The sequence below is a fragment of the Rhizobacter sp. P2_G4 genome (genome assembly GCF_056403575.1).
In genome coordinates this window covers 44549-60809 of sequence record NZ_JBFUFG010000004.1, presented here as the reverse complement: position 1 = coordinate 60809, position 16261 = coordinate 44549, and the positions used below count along the sequence as shown (strand labels likewise).

Annotated in this window: 12 protein-coding genes; 3 read left to right on the top strand and 9 right to left on the bottom strand. The window is 64.0% G+C overall.

What is annotated here, in order from left to right:
- Positions 1-11: 11 nt before the first annotated feature.
- Positions 12-1478, top strand: a complete 1467-nt coding sequence (locus AC1DYS_RS16330; RefSeq protein WP_477901908.1) for a cryptochrome/photolyase family protein — start codon at positions 12-14, stop codon at positions 1476-1478.
- Between the two features lie 143 nt (positions 1479-1621).
- Here AC1DYS_RS16330 and AC1DYS_RS16325 read toward each other — a convergent pair whose 3' ends face one another.
- From AC1DYS_RS16325 to AC1DYS_RS16295, 7 genes are all read right to left on the bottom strand, one after another.
- A complete protein-coding gene (locus AC1DYS_RS16325) occupies positions 1622-2653 on the bottom strand; it encodes a GGDEF domain-containing protein (RefSeq protein WP_047493619.1) in 1032 nt (343 codons plus the stop codon).
- A 33-nt stretch (positions 2654-2686) separates the two neighbouring features.
- Positions 2687-8911 carry a hybrid sensor histidine kinase/response regulator gene (locus AC1DYS_RS16320; protein WP_477900954.1) on the bottom strand — a complete coding sequence of 2075 codons (6225 nt, stop codon included), beginning with the start codon at positions 8909-8911 and terminating at the stop codon, positions 2687-2689.
- A 60-nt stretch (positions 8912-8971) separates the two neighbouring features.
- Positions 8972-11290, bottom strand: coding sequence for a methyl-accepting chemotaxis protein (locus AC1DYS_RS16315; RefSeq protein ID WP_047493613.1), 2319 nt, complete (start codon positions 11288-11290; stop codon positions 8972-8974).
- 60 nt (positions 11291-11350) lie between these two features.
- Positions 11351-11869 carry a chemotaxis protein CheW gene (locus tag AC1DYS_RS16310; RefSeq protein ID WP_047493609.1) on the bottom strand — a complete coding sequence of 173 codons (519 nt, stop codon included), beginning with the start codon at positions 11867-11869 and terminating at the stop codon, positions 11351-11353.
- Positions 11870-11932: 63 nt separating this feature from the next.
- Complete coding sequence (locus tag AC1DYS_RS16305) at positions 11933-12298, bottom strand: response regulator transcription factor (protein ID WP_047493606.1); 366 nt, start codon at positions 12296-12298, stop codon at positions 11933-11935.
- A 47-nt stretch (positions 12299-12345) separates the two neighbouring features.
- On the bottom strand, positions 12346-12735 hold the full coding sequence (locus tag AC1DYS_RS16300; protein ID WP_047493603.1) for a response regulator: 390 nt from the start codon (positions 12733-12735) through the stop codon (positions 12346-12348).
- Between the two features lie 59 nt (positions 12736-12794).
- On the bottom strand, positions 12795-12947 hold the full coding sequence (locus AC1DYS_RS16295; RefSeq protein ID WP_047493600.1) for a rubredoxin: 153 nt from the start codon (positions 12945-12947) through the stop codon (positions 12795-12797).
- A gap of 179 nt (positions 12948-13126) precedes the next feature.
- Here AC1DYS_RS16295 and thiD point away from each other — a divergent pair, with 179 nt between their 5' ends.
- Together thiD and hemL are read left to right on the top strand one after the other, a co-directional pair.
- The gene (gene thiD / locus AC1DYS_RS16290) at positions 13127-14053 is read left to right on the top strand and encodes a bifunctional hydroxymethylpyrimidine kinase/phosphomethylpyrimidine kinase (RefSeq protein ID WP_477900950.1); all 927 of its coding nucleotides are present in this window, start codon (positions 13127-13129) and stop codon (positions 14051-14053) included.
- Positions 14043-15356, top strand: coding sequence for a glutamate-1-semialdehyde 2,1-aminomutase (hemL, locus tag AC1DYS_RS16285; RefSeq protein WP_477900948.1), 1314 nt, complete (start codon positions 14043-14045; stop codon positions 15354-15356). Before thiD ends, hemL begins: the two co-directional genes overlap by 11 nt.
- On the opposite strand, the gene AC1DYS_RS16280 is transcribed toward hemL, so the two are convergent.
- Both AC1DYS_RS16280 and AC1DYS_RS16275 read right to left on the bottom strand, forming a co-directional pair.
- The gene (locus tag AC1DYS_RS16280; RefSeq protein ID WP_477900946.1) at positions 15345-15815 is read right to left on the bottom strand and encodes a DUF6152 family protein; all 471 of its coding nucleotides are present in this window, start codon (positions 15813-15815) and stop codon (positions 15345-15347) included. The two genes, hemL and AC1DYS_RS16280, sit on opposite strands and share 12 nt — an antisense overlap.
- Before the next feature lie 8 nt (positions 15816-15823).
- Positions 15824-16240, bottom strand: coding sequence for a hypothetical protein (locus tag AC1DYS_RS16275; protein WP_477900944.1), 417 nt, complete (start codon positions 16238-16240; stop codon positions 15824-15826).
- Positions 16241-16261: the final 21 nt, after the last annotated feature.

The window sequence follows — 16261 nt, the reverse complement described above, 5'->3', positions numbered from 1 at the left end:
ACACTCCCCCGATGGAAAAGGTTTTGGACAGCGCTTTGGTCTGGTTCAAGCGGGATTTGCGCGGCGAGGACCACGCGGCCCTCTTCCATGCGCTGAAGGCAGCTCGCAAGGTGTGGTGCGCCTTCGTCTTCGACACCGACATCCTCGACCCGCTGCCGCGCGTTGATCGCCGTGTGGAGTTCATCCGCGACAGCCTGGCCGAGCTGGACACCCGTTTGCGTGCTTTGCAGCCGGCAGGCGGCCTGATCGTTCGACACGGTTCAGCCGTCAATGAGCTGCCCCGTTTGGCCGAGCAACTGCATGTGCAGGCCGTGTATGCCAACCACGACGATGAGCCGGACGCCATCGCCCGCGACAACCGCGTTCGCGGCATCCTGGCCGACCGCGGCATTGCGCTGCACACCAGCAAGGACCACGTGGTCTTCGAGCGCAGCGAGGTGCTCACGGCCAGCGGCAAACCCTACATCGTGTTCACGCCCTACAAGAACGCGTGGTTGAAGAAGCTGGAACCCTTTTACGTGAGCGCCTATCCCGTCGAGAAGTACGCTGACTGCTTGGCGCCGCTGCCCAAGGGCGTGACCGCGGGCGCGCCCCGCCTGGCGGAAATCGGATTCGAGGCCACCAACCTTCACGAGATGCGACTGGGCCTGGGCGCGAGCGGCGGGCAGGAGATGCTGGCTGACTTCCTGCCGCGCATCGATCACTACGACGAGGCGCGCAACTTCCCTTCGGTGAAGGGGCCGAGTTACCTGTCGACCCACCTGCGCTTCGGCACGGTGTCGATACGGCAACTCGCACGCGAGGCCGCTGCGCGCATGCATCAGGGCTCCCCCGGTGCCGCAACCTGGCTGGCCGAACTGATCTGGCGCGACTTCTACCACCAGGTGCTTCATCACTACCCGCACGTGGTGAGCTCGAGCTTCAAGCCCGAGTACGACGCCATCAAATGGGAGCACGGCAAGCAGGCCGATGCCTTGTTTGCCGCCTGGTGCGATGGCCGCACCGGCTACCCGCTGGTTGACGCGGCGATGGCGCAGATCAACCAGAGCGGCTACATGCACAACCGCCTGCGCATGGTTGTCGCCAGCTTCCTGGTGAAAGACCTTGGCATCGACTGGCGCTGGGGCGAACGCTACTTCGCGCTGAAGCTGAACGACTACGACCTCGCCGCCAACAACGGCGGCTGGCAATGGGCAGCGTCCACAGGCTGCGACGCCCAGCCGTACTTCCGCATCTTCAACCCGGTGACTCAGAGCGAAAAGTTCGACCCAGAAGGCAAGTTCATCCGACGCTACCTGCCGCAATTGACCGGCATGTCCGACAAGGCCATCCACGCTCCGTGGCTGGCGCGACCGATCGAGCTCGCTGAAGGGAAAGTGGTCCTAGGAGAAAACTACCCTCTGCCGATCGTCATGCACGACGAGGCACGGGACAAGACACTGGCGCGGTATGCAGTGGTAAAGCTCGGGAAGAGGTAGCGCGTACAGACGTTCGCTCAGATTGGCGGAGGAATGCGAACAGCGAGCTCAGCGAAGCGTTATCGAGCAACGCCCGTGGATCCGGCTTTGCCGGGCCACTGGGTGGCGCCCCTCGGGGGCAAGAGCGAAGCGACTGGGGGGCCTCAGAACAGCTCCACGTCCCCAATCTTCGATTCGTCTTCCAGGTCGCCACGCGCCACCAACACGGCGTGGCTCTGCACCTGGTTGCGCCCGTGTGCCTTGGCGAAATACACGGCTTTGTCGGCGCGCTCGAAAGCGCCGCTCGGCGTGTCGCCAGGCAAGACCTCGGTGAAGCCGATGCTGATGGTGATCTGCCCCACCTGCGGGAACGGATAACTGGCGGTGTTGCCGCGCATGCGCTCCAGCGCCAGCGCGGCGTCCTGTTCGTTGGCGCAGCGCATCAGCACCACGAACTCTTCGCCGCCAAAGCGGTACAGCCGGTCGTGAAAGCGAAAGCTGCTGCGCATCAGGCGCGACAGCAGCAGCAGCACTTCGTCGCCGATCAAGTGGCCGTAGTTGTCGTTGACCGACTTGAAATGATCGATGTCGATCAACCCCAGCCAATGCCTGTGGTTGGTCGCTTCATGGCGCCGGCCATCGGCCGTCACGACGGGCAGCGCAGTGGATTCGCTCGTGGCCTTCAGGAAGCTCTCGTCGAAGGTCTTGCGGTTCAGCAGGCCGGTCAGCGTGTCGCGCTCGCTGTAGTCGAGCAGCGCCTGGAAATTGCGGTAAATGCGCAGGATGCTGCCGACCATGCGGCGCGATTCCTCGCTCAGCGGTTCGGAAGTTTCGATCTCCATCACGCCGACGACCTCGCGGTCGGTGCTCACCGGAAAGAGGCTGAGGCTGTGGCGCCCCGGCACGGTGAGCCACGTGGTCTGCCCTTTCAGCGCCTGCATGCGCTCGGGGAACAGCGCCAGCGCGGGCAGGTTCTCGACATCGGCCCAGGCCGGGTCCGCCGTGGCCGCTGCATCGTGTTCGCCGAGACGAGCCCGGGTGATCCAGCGCTCGTTACCAGCCTCGCCGACGCAACGGTAGATGGTCACGACACGCGGGTGCAGCATGTCGCGCAAGGCGCCGACCAGCGTCACGTCAAGAATGTCGCGATCTCTGTAACCGGTGAGGTCGGCGAGATGATCTACGAGTTCAGACATGGCAGGCTGGGGTACGACGGAAGCTGAGCCGCGTCAGGCCGGTGCTGTCACCGCCGTGTACCGACCAATCAATGCAAGCAGGTCTTCTTCAGAGTACGGCTTGCCCAAGTAGTGATCGACACCCAGCTCGGCCGCGTAGTCGCGGTGCTTCTGCGCGATCCGCGAGGTGATCATGATCACCGGCAAGGCACGCAGGCGTGCGTCGCCGCGGATGTTGCGCACGAGGTCGAAGCCGTCCATGCGAGGCATTTCGATGTCGCTGAGCACCACATGCGGCAGGTCTTCGGCCAGGCGTTCGAGTGCTTCGATACCGTCCTTCGCCAGGATCACGCGGTAGCCTTCGCGCACCAGCAGGCGCTGTGTGACGCGCCGCACGGTGAGCGAGTCGTCGACCACCAGCACAAGCGGCGAGGCCTGTGCGGCCGTCTCTTCAGCCGTCGGCGTCACCGGCAGCATAGCCGTCGGCGAGCGCAGAGCAGCCACCGTGGCGGCGCGGGCGCTTTCGCCGTAGAGCGTGGCCAGCGCCACCGGGTTATAGATCAGCGCAACCGAGCCCGAAGCGAGCAGCGTCATGCCAGCCAAGCCCGGCAGGCGCGACAGTTGCGGCCCGAGGTTCTTGACCACCACTTCCTGCGTGCCCAGCACTTCGTCGACGTGCAACGCGATGCGCTGCTGCGCGCTGCGCACCACGATGATGGGACGCGTGCGGCCTACGACTTCTTGGCTGCGCGGGCCTTCCTGCAGCAGCGAACCGAACCAGAAGAACAACAGCGAACGCTCGCCCAGCGGATAGCTGCCGGTGGTGTACGCCTCGTCCAGTTCCTTGGCGCTGGCGCGGCGCACGATCTCGATCAGCGTGGCCGGCAAGGCCACCACGGTCGAGCCGCAACGCACCATCACCACCTGCGTCACCGCAGTGGTCAGCGGCAGAACGAGCTTGAAGCTGGTGCCCTGGCCGGCGGCCGTGGCGGTTTCGATGCGACCGCCCATGGCGTTCACTTCGGAGCGCACCACGTCCATGCCGACACCGCGGCCTGAGAGTTCGGTCACCGTCTCGGCGGTCGAGAACCCGGGGGTGAAGATCAGATTGGCAAGATCACCGGCACCGTGCTCTTCACCGGCATTGATCAGGCCCATGGCCAGACCCTTGTCGCGAATGCGCTGCAGGTTGAGGCCTGCGCCGTCGTCGCGGAACTCGACACCGACTTCGTTGCCTTCCTGGTGCACAGCCACCACGATGCTGCCCGTCGGATCCTTGCCCGCAGCGGTGCGCTTGTCGGGTGACTCGATGCCGTGGGTCACGCAGTTGCGAAGCAAGTGTTCGAAGGCCGGAGTCATCCGGTCGAGCACGCCACGGTCAATTTCAATCGAGCCGCCGACGATGTCGAGGCGAACCTGCTTGCCGGTTTCCTTGGCGGCCTGGCGCACCACGCGATAGAGACGATCGGACTGGCCTTCGAATTCGACCATGCGGGTACGGAGCAGGTCGTCTTGCAAGTCACGTGTCAGGCGCGCCTGGGCAGCAAGTTCGTCTTCGGTCGTCTCCAGCGTGCGGTGCAGCGTGCGCTGAACCGTGGCCACGTCGTTGACCGACTCGGCCATCATGCGGGTGAGTTCCTGGAAGCGCGTGAAGCGGTCGGACTCAAGCGGGTCGAACGCTTCGTGAGCCAGCTTGGCTGCTTCCTGACGCGAGATCATCTGCGTCTCGGCCTGGAATTCGATCTCACGCAGTTGCTGGCGCAGACGTTCCAAGTTGTCCGTCAGGTCGGTCAGCGAACCGCGGATGTTGCCGACTTCGGATTCAATCCGCGAGCGGGTGATGCTCACCTCGCCGGCCTGATTGACCAGACGCTCGAGCAGCGGGCCGCGTACGCGCACGGCCGCATTGGAAGCGCCGATGTTGCTGGCCGCGGCCTGCACCGGTGCATCAGTGTCGGTGGCCGCGAAACGCGACCAATCGACGTCACGCGAAGAGGTGCTCGCGTCCTGCGGCGCCGGTGGCACAACAGCGGATGTCGCTACAACCGCGGGCAATACCACCAATGGTTCGACCGGAGCCAGCTCTGGTGCCGCCACGACGGCGACCGGCTGCAGAAGCGGTGCAGCGATGGGTGGAGCAAACGGAGGCAGTTCGTCGAGCGTGCCGTGCAACGAGTCTTCAGCTTCGGCATAAGCCTGGGCATCGCGCGAGCGCAGGGCCTCAAAGGTGCCGGAAAGGGCGTCGGAGCGCGACTGGAGGGCTTCGACGTCGGCCGCACTGGCGGCAGGCTGTGCGAGCAAGTGCTCGATCAGTGTTTCCAGCCGGTGGGCCATTTCGCCCAAGCGCATAGCACCCGCCAGACGGGCACCGCCCTTCAGCGTGTGCAAGGTGCGCATGCAGGCTGCGGCCGGAGCGTTGTCCGTCGGGCGGCGTGCCCATTCGCGCAGCTTGGAATCAAGCTGGGGCAGCAGCTCTTCGGCTTCTTCCTCGAAGATCGGGAACAGCTCGGCATCGACCGCATCGACCGAGTCGATGTCGTCTTCACCGTCGAGTGCATCGGCCCGCACGGGGGCTGAACGCGCAGCTTCGACGGGTAATGGAGCGAAGGTCTTGAACTCGGCTTGTCCCAGCGCGCCGGCGTGCGTGTCCAGACCGCCGAACGAACTGTCGACATGAGCGGCCAACGCTTCGGAGTTGGCCACTTCCAGTGGCGCAGGACGCGAATGGCGCTCTGGCGGCGCGACGAACTCCGGCGCCGCGCCGAACTCGGTGACCTCTTCGATCCCAGCCACGGGAGCGACATAAGGCTCTTCGACTTCCGGTGCTTCGGCTGCGTTGGCGGCTTCCAGACGGCGAGCTGAGCTGAGCTCATGCTCAGCCAGCCGTTGCAGCAACTCAGGCGAAACAGGCTTCAGGAACCCAGCAGCGAATTGATGCAAGAGGCGGCGAATTTCTTCGGCCGCATCGACGAACAGCTTGGCTTCTTCGGGCGTCCCGTGGCCGATGGCGTGCGAGCGCATCAGCGCGTGCTCCACCAGGCGAGACAAATGAGACAGATCGGTGAACCCGACGGTGGCCGAGCTACCTGCCAGCGAGTGGGCATGTGCGATCGGCATCTCGCCCACCGGGCGGTGCAGTTCCATGGCCCACTCGGCCACGTCGGTGGTCAGACGACGCGAGAGTTCATCGGCCTCGTTGAGGTAGATGTTGAACAGCGGGATGCTGATGCGCAGGTCACCGACGATCTTGACCTGGTCGTCATCGGAGGTCACTGGCTCCGGCTCTTCGGGCAACTCAGGTGCGGGCTCGACCGCCGTGGCGACTTCCGACGCCGGCAAGGTGTCGGCAGCAAAGAAGCTGGCGTCGAGATCCAGGTCGATCAACTCGACCGATTCAGCGGTGGGCAGCGCTTCTTGCGGCAGCTCGGGAACGTGTGTCTCGACAGCAGCCGGCTCATCGAACGCTTCGAGCAGTTCGGGCGCCTGAAGATCGATGGCTGCGGCGACCGACGGGGCGGTCGCGGGCTTCGGATCTTCGAAAGCACCCAGGTCGAGATCGAACGACAGTTCCGGCAGCGGCACTGCAGGCGCAGCAGCCTGTGCAGGTGCCGCAGCGGCAGCCTGCTCAGGAGCCGCAGGCGGCGGCAGAACCAGGTCTTGCGCCGTCGGCAAATCAACCGGGAATGACAGCGACATCATCGGCAAGTCAGCACCGGGCGCCGGCACGATGGCCTTCACCGGCTCGCCCTTTGCCAGCGACTCTGCAGCAGCCTTGACCGGTGCAGCGTTGAATGCGCCCGACTGCTGCGCAGCGATGGCCTCAACCCAGTCGCTGAAGTAGCTCAGCGTGTTGTTGGAGAAGGCCAGCAGCGACGGATCGGCCGCCTTTTGCTCGGCCAGCCAGCTGTTGTAGACCTGTTCGCAGACCCAACCAGCGTCGCCGAATTCCTTCAGCCCGACCATGCGCGAGCTGCCCTTGAGGGTGTGGAAAGCACGACGGACCGTGGTGAGCTGTTCCAGATTTGCGGGCGAGTTGGCCAGTTGCGCCAGCGCGCCTTGAGCCGTTTCGATCACTTCACGAGCTTCCTCGAGGAAGATCTCGCGCATCTCGGGGTCGTCACCGAGGTCGGTAGCCTGGCTGGTGGGCGTCGGAGACAAAGGCGGCGCTGGCGGGGGGGGCTTGGCTGCCACTGGCTCCAGGCCGACCGGCTCGCTGGCCGTGTGCACGAAGTCGGCGAGCGCTTCAGACAATTGTTCGCGCGCTGCGGCGACTGCGGCGGGGCCGGCGGCGTGTTCGATGGCGCTCTGCGCCTGGGCCACAGTCGCCAGCAGTTCCGGTTGTTCGGCGATCTGCGCTTCGTGAGACAGATGCTCCAGGTCGCGCGAGACCTCGTCGAGCGGCACGCGGTCGCTCACCGCGGCAAAGGCCAGCGATTGCGCCTGTTCGATCAAGCGCGGTTCAACGGCGGGCGGCGCAGGTACGACCAGGTTGGTGGCGCTGCGGGCGGCCGCACTGCGGCCCATCAACGGGCTGAGGGTGCCGGCTTGCGGGTCGTACACAAACAGCGACTTCGCCACCTGCGGCTGCACGCTGAGCATGTCGATCAGGAAGCCGAGCGCGCCGAGGTTGCTGGCCAGCCGGTCGAAGGTGCCGGACTGCACAACTTGCTGCGGGTCCACTTCGGTGCCGAGAAGGCCGTCGACGTCGTCACGCATGCGTAGCACGGCATGGGCCGCCTGGTCCATGCCGAGTACCGACAGCACGCCACGCATCGAAGCCATGAGGCTCGGCACTGGCGCGAGATGCTCGCGCTGCGCGGGGTTGCGGAAGAATTGGTCGATGTGCTTTTCAGTCTCGGAGAGCGACGTGCGAAGCTCCTGCACGACGCTGCCCATGGTCTGGCGGTCGGAGACGCGGCGATACAGCTCCTCCATCCACGCTTCGAGCGGATCGGGCGTGTTGCCGGCGCGCACCGACGCAATACGGTTGGCCAGACGGCGAACGCGCTGGCCTTCTTCGGGATGATCGAAATCACCGTCTTCGAGCGAAGCTTCCAGGTACAGAACGCTGGTCGCCACTTCCATGGCCAGCGAAGGCAGCGGTGCCGTGCCGGCATGCTGGGTCTGCGCCACGGCCTGATGCAGTTCGTCCGACAACACGTCGCCGTTGGGGTACAGGCGCTTGAGCGAGTCGCCGACCAGCGAGAACTGCTCAGACAAGCCGGTCATGCGGTGCATTTCACCGCCGGCAACAGCCGACCATGCATCCTTGGCGCTGGCCACACGTTTGCGAGCCTGAGCGATCATCGCCGGATCGAAGCGACCCAGGCGGTTGACTTCGTAATCTGCCGGGGCGTATTGAGCGAGGCCATAGGCCTGGCGTACCGCTGCCAAGCGCGGGGCCTTGCGGCCGTCGCCAGGCGATGCGCTCTGGGCGCAGAAGAACAGAAGGTCTTGTGCCAGGCGCTCGGAGACATCCGACTCGCCGCGCTCGAACACCCGGAACTGCGCCAACAGGCGAGACCCGATGCGCTTGCTGAAGTTATCGGGCTTCAAAAAGCCGTGAGCCTGGCTCTCGAAGAAAGCCGCGGCGAGCTTCCACAGCGTGGCAGCCGGCATGCTGGACGCACCAACGCCCAGGCTGGCGCAGATGTCGCTCATCGACAGAGCAGCCTGCGCGTTCGTGCCGCGCATCATCAGCAGGAGGTTCTTTTCCAGCGCAGCGCGGGCGGTCTCGTCTACCGCGTGGGGCGTGACACCCTTTTCATTGGCGAGGTCGAGCCAACGCCAGTCAGCAGTCCACAAGTCGGCCGGGTGAATACGATCGGCACCTGCCAGTGCCTGAACGGCCTGGTAACGGGGGAACAGCGCCAATGCCGAAACCGGCTTGCCCGACAGCATGCGCTGCAGGAAATCGAGCAACGCGAACGAAGCGAGCTCGATGGTGTCGACATCAGCGGCCGTCAATTTGTCTGGCTTGGCGACAAAGCGCTGCACAGCAGCTTCGCTGGCGCGCAAGACCACCGCAACGGCAGGCAGGCCGACCAGCTCGAGGGCACCGACACCTTGGTGGATTTGCTGGCGTGCCGTGCGCAGCACAGCAGGATCAACGGCATCGACATCGGAGCCGCTGACCGATTCGGACTCTTTCACGAAGCGGCGCAGGGCCTTGTGGGCGTTGTCCAGAGAGCGGCGCAACTCTTCATGCACCCAAGCCAACGCACTCAGGTCGTTGCTCATCTCGCTCATCGTGTCGCTCGTCGTCGCGTGGCTGTCCATCCGATGCCTTGTGTCGAGTCAGGGGCTACGGCCGAGGCCGAGGCGCTCTACTTCTTGTGATCAGCCGATCTTGAACCGGGCCACCGACTGCTTCAGTTCTTCAGCAGTACGGGACAGTTCGCGCACCATCTGTGCGGTGGAACGCGTACCTTCACCAGTTTGCTCCGTCACCGCAAAAATGTGCTGGATGTTGGCAGCCACCACGTTGGCCGACTCGGCTTCTCGCGACGCCTGGTTGGAAATCTGAGAAATCAGGTCAGCCAGCTGGCGGGAAACTCGGTCAATGTCACCCAGCGCGTTACCGGCCGCGTCAGACAGTCGGGTACCTTCCACCACACCCTGCGTAGAACGTTCCATAGCGCCCACAGCATCCTGGGTGTCGGTCTGAATGGTCTTCACCAGGGCCGCAATCTGCCGCGTTGCGTCGCCGGAGCGTTCTGCCAGCCGCTGCACTTCTTCCGCAACCACCGAAAAGCCTCGACCGGCTTCACCTGCCGATGCTGCTTGAATGGCGGCGTTCAGAGCCAGCACGTTCGTCTGCTCCGTAATGTCTGAAATCAGTTCGGTGATTTCACCAATCTCCTGCGACGACTCGCCGAGTCGCTTGATCCGCTTGGAGGTTTCCTGGATCTGGTCACGGATCGAGTTCATGCCGCCGATGGTGTTCTGCACCGCGGTCAGACCCGATTCGGCAGCTTGCAGCGATTGACGCGCCACCTGAGCCGTTTGCTGGGCTTGTGCCGACACTTCGTTGATTCGGCCTGCCATCTGGAGCACCGATTCGCCGGTTTCACGAATCTCGCGCAGCTGCTCGTCGGAGGCTGCCAACAGTTCGGTCGACGTGGCTTCCACCTGCTGCGTCGTTTCCGTCACTCGGCCTACCGTGCCTTGCACCTGCGACACCAGCGTGCGGAGCTCTTCCACCGTGTAGTTCACCGAGTCAGCGATGGCGCCCGTGATGTCTTCCGTCACCGTGGCCTGTTGCGTCAAGTCGCCTTCAGCCACCGTCTGCAGTTCGTTCATCAATCGCAAAATGGCGGCCTGGTTGGCGTCGTTCACGCGCTTGGCTTCCTGCTCTTGCCTTTCAGCTTCGAGCTGCTGCGTCTTGGCGAGCGATGCGCGCTGTGCCTGGTCATTCACGTACAACTTCAGCAAGCCAGCACCGCCGGCGGCGAGCAGCAAGGCAAACAAGATCAACGCACCCAAGGCAACGCGACTGAAACCCGTTTCGTTCCCGAGGCGGTCCTGGACGGTTTCAAGGCCCTTTCGCAGCGGTTCGCTGTCGGCAATGATCGAGGCTTGCGCTTCACGGGCAGACACCAGACCTTGCAGGTTGCCCAGAATCGAGCCGGCCTCCGTGCGTGTCTCTTCGTACTGCTTCAGCAGAGCTTGCAGACGCTCCTTGGTCTGCGCGTCCTTCGTGCCCGGCAAGCGCAGCTCCTGGTTGCCGTTGAGCAAGCCGTCTGCGATTTCGCGGAAGGAGTTCAAGTCCTTACCGAGCAGGAACACGGCCTCGGGGCTCACGCCCTCCATCGTCAAGAACTCGTTGGCTGACTTGCCGATACGCTGGGTCAACATCACCAGCTGACCCACGGCCGACAGCTCGGCCGGCGAGGCTTCTTGCTGCAGCTTGAGCGACGACACCGTCTCAGCGATCTCCAGCAGGTCGGACGACTGGCGGTTGATGGTGCGAAGCGCCTTGCCCACCTGCGTCAGGATCTTCTGCTGACCCATAACGGTGTTGGCGTTCTTCTCGGCGCGGTCCACCAGGGGGACCATCGGCGCGAGCGATTCCTGCACCGATGCGGGGGCGACATCAAGGCCACCTTCTCCGCGGGCCAGACCGCGCACGCTGCGTGCAAGCACCTCGGTACTTTCCTTCACTTCCGGGAAGGCCTGTGCGGAACCGATCAGCGCCTGGGAGACCGACTTCGCCAACCGTTGCGACTGCATCAGTGCCTGGCCGGAAGCAGCCACCTGAGCTGCACCCTTGGACGCCGAGGTCAGCGAGTAAGCCGTCATGCCGACGAGGCCGACCAGACCGAGACCGACAAGCGTCAGCAAGAGGCGCTGCTGCGTGGCGATCGGCAGGTTGCCGACCAGCGGCAGGCCGGTGGCTCCACCAGCATCTGCGCCATCAGCGGCAGGCAGACGTGTTTCGGAGAAATCGGCAATCTCCGAGGGTGCCGCCTCGGTGATGATCGACGAGTCCATGTGGGCCGCACGCCCCATTCCTTCGACGGATGGCGCGTTCGCGGCTCCTTCAAAAGCGGGTCGGTCAAGAACCATGACGTCGTCGAGCGGCATGCCCGCACTGTCGGAGTCCAGCGAATTGGAATCGCGACCCTTCTTGCCTTTGATTTTGTCCAGGAAGCTCATATGTTCCTCGTTCCGTCGTACTCAGTGTGACTGTCAGAAAGCTTTGCGCCGCAGTGCGCGTCAGCCCGCGATCTTCAGAAATGCAGACTCGTTGGCGAGCGCAGCCAGATTCAGCTCACGCCACAGCCGATTGCTCTCGTCCCGATAGTGAACGCCAACGAACGGCGGTCTCACCTGGCCGTCGTCGGCCTGCGGTTTGAGCTGTTCGAGGCTGCGCAAACCGGAAAGCCGGTCCACCATCACGGCGCAATTGATGTTCAGTTCGGAGTTGAAGGCCACGAACCACGACTGATCGCGGCCCGTCTCGTGACCGCGTATGCCAAGAAAACCGGCCAAGTCGACCACGCCGTGCAAGCGACCGCGCAGATTGGCCACGCCCATGAACCAGCGGCTGGTGTACGGCACGGGCATCGCGGGCGCAAAGGGAAAGATTTCGCCGGCTTCCTGCAAGGGGAAGAGAAAGCCGTGGCCTCCACATTCCACGGCCAGCCAGGACTTGCCGCGTTCTTGCGATTGCGCTGCCCGCAGCTTGTCAGCCAAGCGGCTCTGCAATTCGCGCAGTGCTTCCTTATTGGCCATTCGCACCTGCCTGCGGGACGTGGAGGGTTTGCATTCGCCGTACCAGTTTCAAATGAGGGCGAGTCAGTCGAAGGCCTTGATCTTGGCCACCAGCTCGTCCGCATCGACGGGCTTGACGATGTAGTCGCGTGCGCCTTGGCGCATGCCCCAGACCTTGTCGGTTTCCTGGTTCTTGCTGGTGCACATGATCACCGGCACGTCCACGAAGCGCGGGTCGCGGGTGATGGCGCGTGTGAGCTGGAAGCCGTTCTGGCCGGGCATCACCACGTCCATCAGGATCAGGTCGGGCTTGTCTTCGCCGAGACGGCGCATGGCGTCTTCGCCATCTTCGGCGGTGCGCACCGAATAGCCGCGTTTGGTCAGCAATTCGGACAGGAAATGCAGTTCGGTCTTCGAATCATCAACCAACAGAATCTTCTTGATTGCCATCGCTCTACTCCGTGTAGGCCGGCGCTAACCCGCGCCGGTCACTTGAATCATTCGGTTCGACGATGCTGCTCAACGACTTGCAGCAATTGGTCTTTCGTGAAGGGCTTCGTCAGATAAGCCTCTGAGCCCACCATGCGGCCACGCGCCTTGTCGAACAGTCCGTCCTTGGACGACAACATGATCACAGGCACGCCGGAAAACTTGGGATTGCGCTTGATGATCGCGCAGGTCTGGTAGCCATCAAGGCGCGGCATCAGGATGTCGCAAAAGATCAGATCGGGCGCATGGTCGTTCACCTTCGACAATGCATCAAAACCGTCCTCGGCCAACAGCACCTGGTAACCGCCCTGCTTCAGGAAAATCTCTGCGCTGCGGCGAATCGTGTTGCTGTCATCGATGACCAGCACCTTGATGGCTGCAGAGGCTTCATTGCTCACCGGGTAGTCTCCTCAACGGCTGCGGGTCGGTTCACTTGGTCGTCCTGGTTGATCCGAGGTCAGATCTGCACCATCTCGAAATCTTCTTTGCGCGCGCCACACTCGGGGCAGGTCCAGTTCATCGGGACCAATTCCCAAGGCGTGCCAGGCGCGATGCCGTGGTCGGCATCGCCGACGGCTTCGTCGTAGATCCAACCGCAAATCAGGCACATCCAAGTACGTACCGCGTTGGCGTCTTTGCTCACGTTTATTCTTTATTGCTTCACTACAATGAGAAAAGATTGTAGCCACGCAAAATCCCAAAAAGGCGTTAGTTTGTGGGCACATACGCCACATTCCTCACATTTTTCTAGAAGTGCTGACAAACCCGGCACCTTCTGACGGATCCCCCATGACCACCGACGTGCTCCCCACGGAAACTCCTGCCGAAGTACCCCAGGACACTCCGGCTCCGGCCTGCGTGATGACTTTCAATGCCAGCGACCCCAGCGGAGCTGGCGGCCTGGCCGGCGATGTGGTCACCATTGCCGCCATGGGCGCCCACGCCCTCCCCGTCGTCACCGCCGTGGTACTGCGCGACACGGCTGAGGTCTTCGACCACAGCGCGATCGAGGCCGACGTGGTGGTCGAGCAGGCGCGCAGCATCCTGGAAGACGTGACCATCGCCGCCTGGAAGGTGGGGTTTCTGGGTTCGGCCGAAGGCGTGAGCGCCGTGGCCGAGGTGCTGTCCGATTACCCCGATGTGCCCCTGGTTGCCTACATGCCCAACCTGTCATGGGTCGAAGAGGACGACCACCAGGCCTATCTCGACTCATTTCGCGAACTGGTGCTTCCGCAGACCGAGGTGCTGGTCGGCAGCCACCAGACGCTCACCAACTTCCTGCTCCCCGACTGGAGCAGCGACCGGCCGGCCTCGCCGCGCGAGCTGGCTGTCGCCGCAGCGCAGCATGGCACCCACTTCGTGCTGGTGACCAGCGTGCCGCTGCCCGACCAGTTCCTTGACAACGTGCTGGCCTCTCCCCAAGGCGCCATCACCGGCGAGAAGTTCGAGCGCTTCGAGGTGAGCTTCGTGGGCGCAGGCGACACCCTGTCGGCCGCGTTGGCCGCCTTGCTGGCGGCCGGCAGCGAATTGCACACGGCCGTCGGCGAATCGCTGGCTTTCCTGGATCAGGCGCTCGACGCCGGCTTTCGCCCGGGCATGGGCAACGTGATCCCCGACCGCTTCTTCTGGGCCCTTCCCCCCGGCGAGGAAGGTGAAGAAGGCACTGAAGGCAGCACCGACGAACAAGCGCCCAAGGACCCGCGCCATGTCCACTGAGCGATCGACCAACGCCCAACTTTTCGAACGCGCCCAGCGTGTCATCCCCGGCGGCGTGAACTCGCCGGTGCGCGCCTTCAAGGCCGTGGGCGGCACGCCGCGGTTCATCGCCCGCGCCCAAGGGCCCTACATCTTCGACGCCGAGGGCAAGCGCTACATCGACTACATCGGCTCCTGGGGTCCGATGATCCTGGGCCATGGTCACCCGGCCGTGCTCGAAGCCGTGCAGAAGGCAGCGCTCGATGGCTTCTCGTTCGGTGCCCCCACTGAGCGCGAGGTCGAGCTGGCCGAAGAGATTCTGAAACTCGTGCCCAGCATCGACCAGGTGCGCCTGGTCAGCTCCGGCACCGAAGCGGCCATGAGCGCCATCCGCCTGGCACGCGGCGCCACGGGTCGCAACAAGATCATCAAGTTCGAAGGCTGTTACCACGGCCATGCCGACGCGCTGCTCGTGAAGGCCGGCTCCGGGCTGGCCACCTTCGGCAACCCCACGAGCGCCGGCGTGCCGGCCGAAGTGGTGCAGCACACGCTGGTTCTCGAATACAACAACGTCGCCCTGCTCGAAGAGGCGTTCGAGCTGCACGGCCACGACCTGGCCTGCGTGATGATCGAGCCCATCGCAGGAAACATGAACTTCGTGCGTGCCAGCGTCCCCTTCATGGATCTGCTGCGCAAGCTGTGCACGCATTACGGCGCGCTGCTGGTGTTCGACGAGGTGATGACGGGCTTCCGCGTGGCGCTCGGCGGCGCTCAAAGCGTCTATGCCAAGGCCATCCCCGGTTTCACTCCCGACATGAGCGTGTTCGGCAAAGTCATTGGCGGCGGCATGCCGCTGGCGGCATTCGGCGGCAAGCGGGCGGTGATGGAGAAACTCGCGCCGCTCGGGCCGGTTTATCAGGCAGGCACCTTGTCAGGCAACCCCGTGGCCACGGCTTGCGGCTTGTCCACGTTGAAAGAGATCCAGAAGCCCGGGTTCTTCGAGGCCTTGTCGGCCAGCACGCGGCAACTCGTTGAAGGGCTGTCGCTGGCCGCCAGAGACGCTGGCGTGCCTTTCGTGGTCGATAGCGAAGGTGGCATGTTCGGCTTCTTCTTCACCGATCCCCTGCCCCAGAACTACGCCACCGTGATGGCCACCGACAAGGCGCGCTTCAACCGCTTCTTCCACGGCATGCTCGATGAAGGCGTCTACCTGGCTCCGGCGCTGTACGAAGCGGGGTTTGTGAGCTCGGCGCACACGGCTGAAGACATCGCAGCCACGCTGGCTACGGCGCAGAAGGTCTTGGGCTCGCTGTCAGACCGGTGACGATCGCAGGCCGTAGGCCTTGCCGTCAACGAAGAGGTATTCCACGCGCAGCACCGCGTCGCCCTTTTCGCCAGCGAACGTGTAACCCACGGCCGAGAGGGGTGTGCCCGGTTTGATCTCGGCCACCTGCCACGCCTGCATGCGCGTGAGTGGTGCGAGCTCCAGTTCCCAGCGCCGATCGGTGCGCTGCGGCAAGGCGGCCTTGGCCAGGATGCCAGGCCCGTTCAACTGGGCGCTTTGAGCCGGCACAGGCCGTTTCGCCAGGTCCGCAGGTAGCTTCAGCGGCGAAGCCAGTTCCAGCTCCACTTCGGCGTGCGGGTTTTGCCAAGTGACCTTGACGGCGCGTCCTTCGAGATAAAGAGGCCGGTCGGCGTCGAAGCTGCTCCAGCCGTGGTGCGCCAGCGCCGGCACCGACACCACGCTCGATGCGCCGGCCAGAAGAATCAGACGTCGTTGCATGAAGCCTCCTACGCGTAGGCGATGAAACGTCCACAGACTACGACAAGCGCCCAAAGCCCCAGCGACAGCGCGGTTTGCCAGCGGGCCGTGCGGTCGATCTTGTCCAGCCCGCCACGCCAATGGAACGCGACGGCGTTCAACCCGGCGAGCAACAGCAGCACCATCTTGATGAACAGCGCGCGGTTGCCCAGCAGGTCAGACCACTGGCTCGCAAGCATCACGCTGCCGCTGGCCGCGGCCAGTGCGAAGCCAAGCAAGGTCACACGCAGCGCCAGTCTTGCGAACGGGCGCACCGGTAATTCTTGCGCGAGCCCCCACACCCGCAACTCGAACAGCAGCAGACTGCCGAGCAACAGCGCAATCCCGAGGATGTGCAGTACCTCGAGCGCGGGATAAACCCATGGATGCGTGGTGATCCAACCCATCGGCAGATTGTGATCGGCTCC

Coding starts and splice junctions, on each gene's coding strand:
- AC1DYS_RS16310 (WP_047493609.1), bottom strand. CDS start 11,869: ATGGCCAATAAGGAAGCACTGCGCGAATTGCAGAGCCGCTTGGCTGAC.
- AC1DYS_RS16305 (WP_047493606.1), bottom strand. CDS start 12,298: ATGGCAATCAAGAAGATTCTGTTGGTTGATGATTCGAAGACCGAACTG.
- AC1DYS_RS16275 (WP_477900944.1), bottom strand. CDS start 16,240: ATGGGTTGGATCACCACGCATCCATGGGTTTATCCCGCGCTCGAGGTA.
- AC1DYS_RS16280 (WP_477900946.1), bottom strand. CDS start 15,815: ATGCAACGACGTCTGATTCTTCTGGCCGGCGCATCGAGCGTGGTGTCG.
- hemL (WP_477900948.1), top strand. CDS start 14,043: ATGTCCACTGAGCGATCGACCAACGCCCAACTTTTCGAACGCGCCCAG.
- AC1DYS_RS16295 (WP_047493600.1), bottom strand. CDS start 12,947: ATGTGCCTGATTTGCGGTTGGATCTACGACGAAGCCGTCGGCGATGCC.
- thiD (WP_477900950.1), top strand. CDS start 13,127: ATGACCACCGACGTGCTCCCCACGGAAACTCCTGCCGAAGTACCCCAG.
- AC1DYS_RS16315 (WP_047493613.1), bottom strand. CDS start 11,290: ATGAGCTTCCTGGACAAAATCAAAGGCAAGAAGGGTCGCGATTCCAAT.
- AC1DYS_RS16320 (WP_477900954.1), bottom strand. CDS start 8,911: ATGGACAGCCACGCGACGACGAGCGACACGATGAGCGAGATGAGCAAC.
- AC1DYS_RS16325 (WP_047493619.1), bottom strand. CDS start 2,653: ATGTCTGAACTCGTAGATCATCTCGCCGACCTCACCGGTTACAGAGAT.
- AC1DYS_RS16330 (WP_477901908.1), top strand. CDS start 12: ATGGAAAAGGTTTTGGACAGCGCTTTGGTCTGGTTCAAGCGGGATTTG.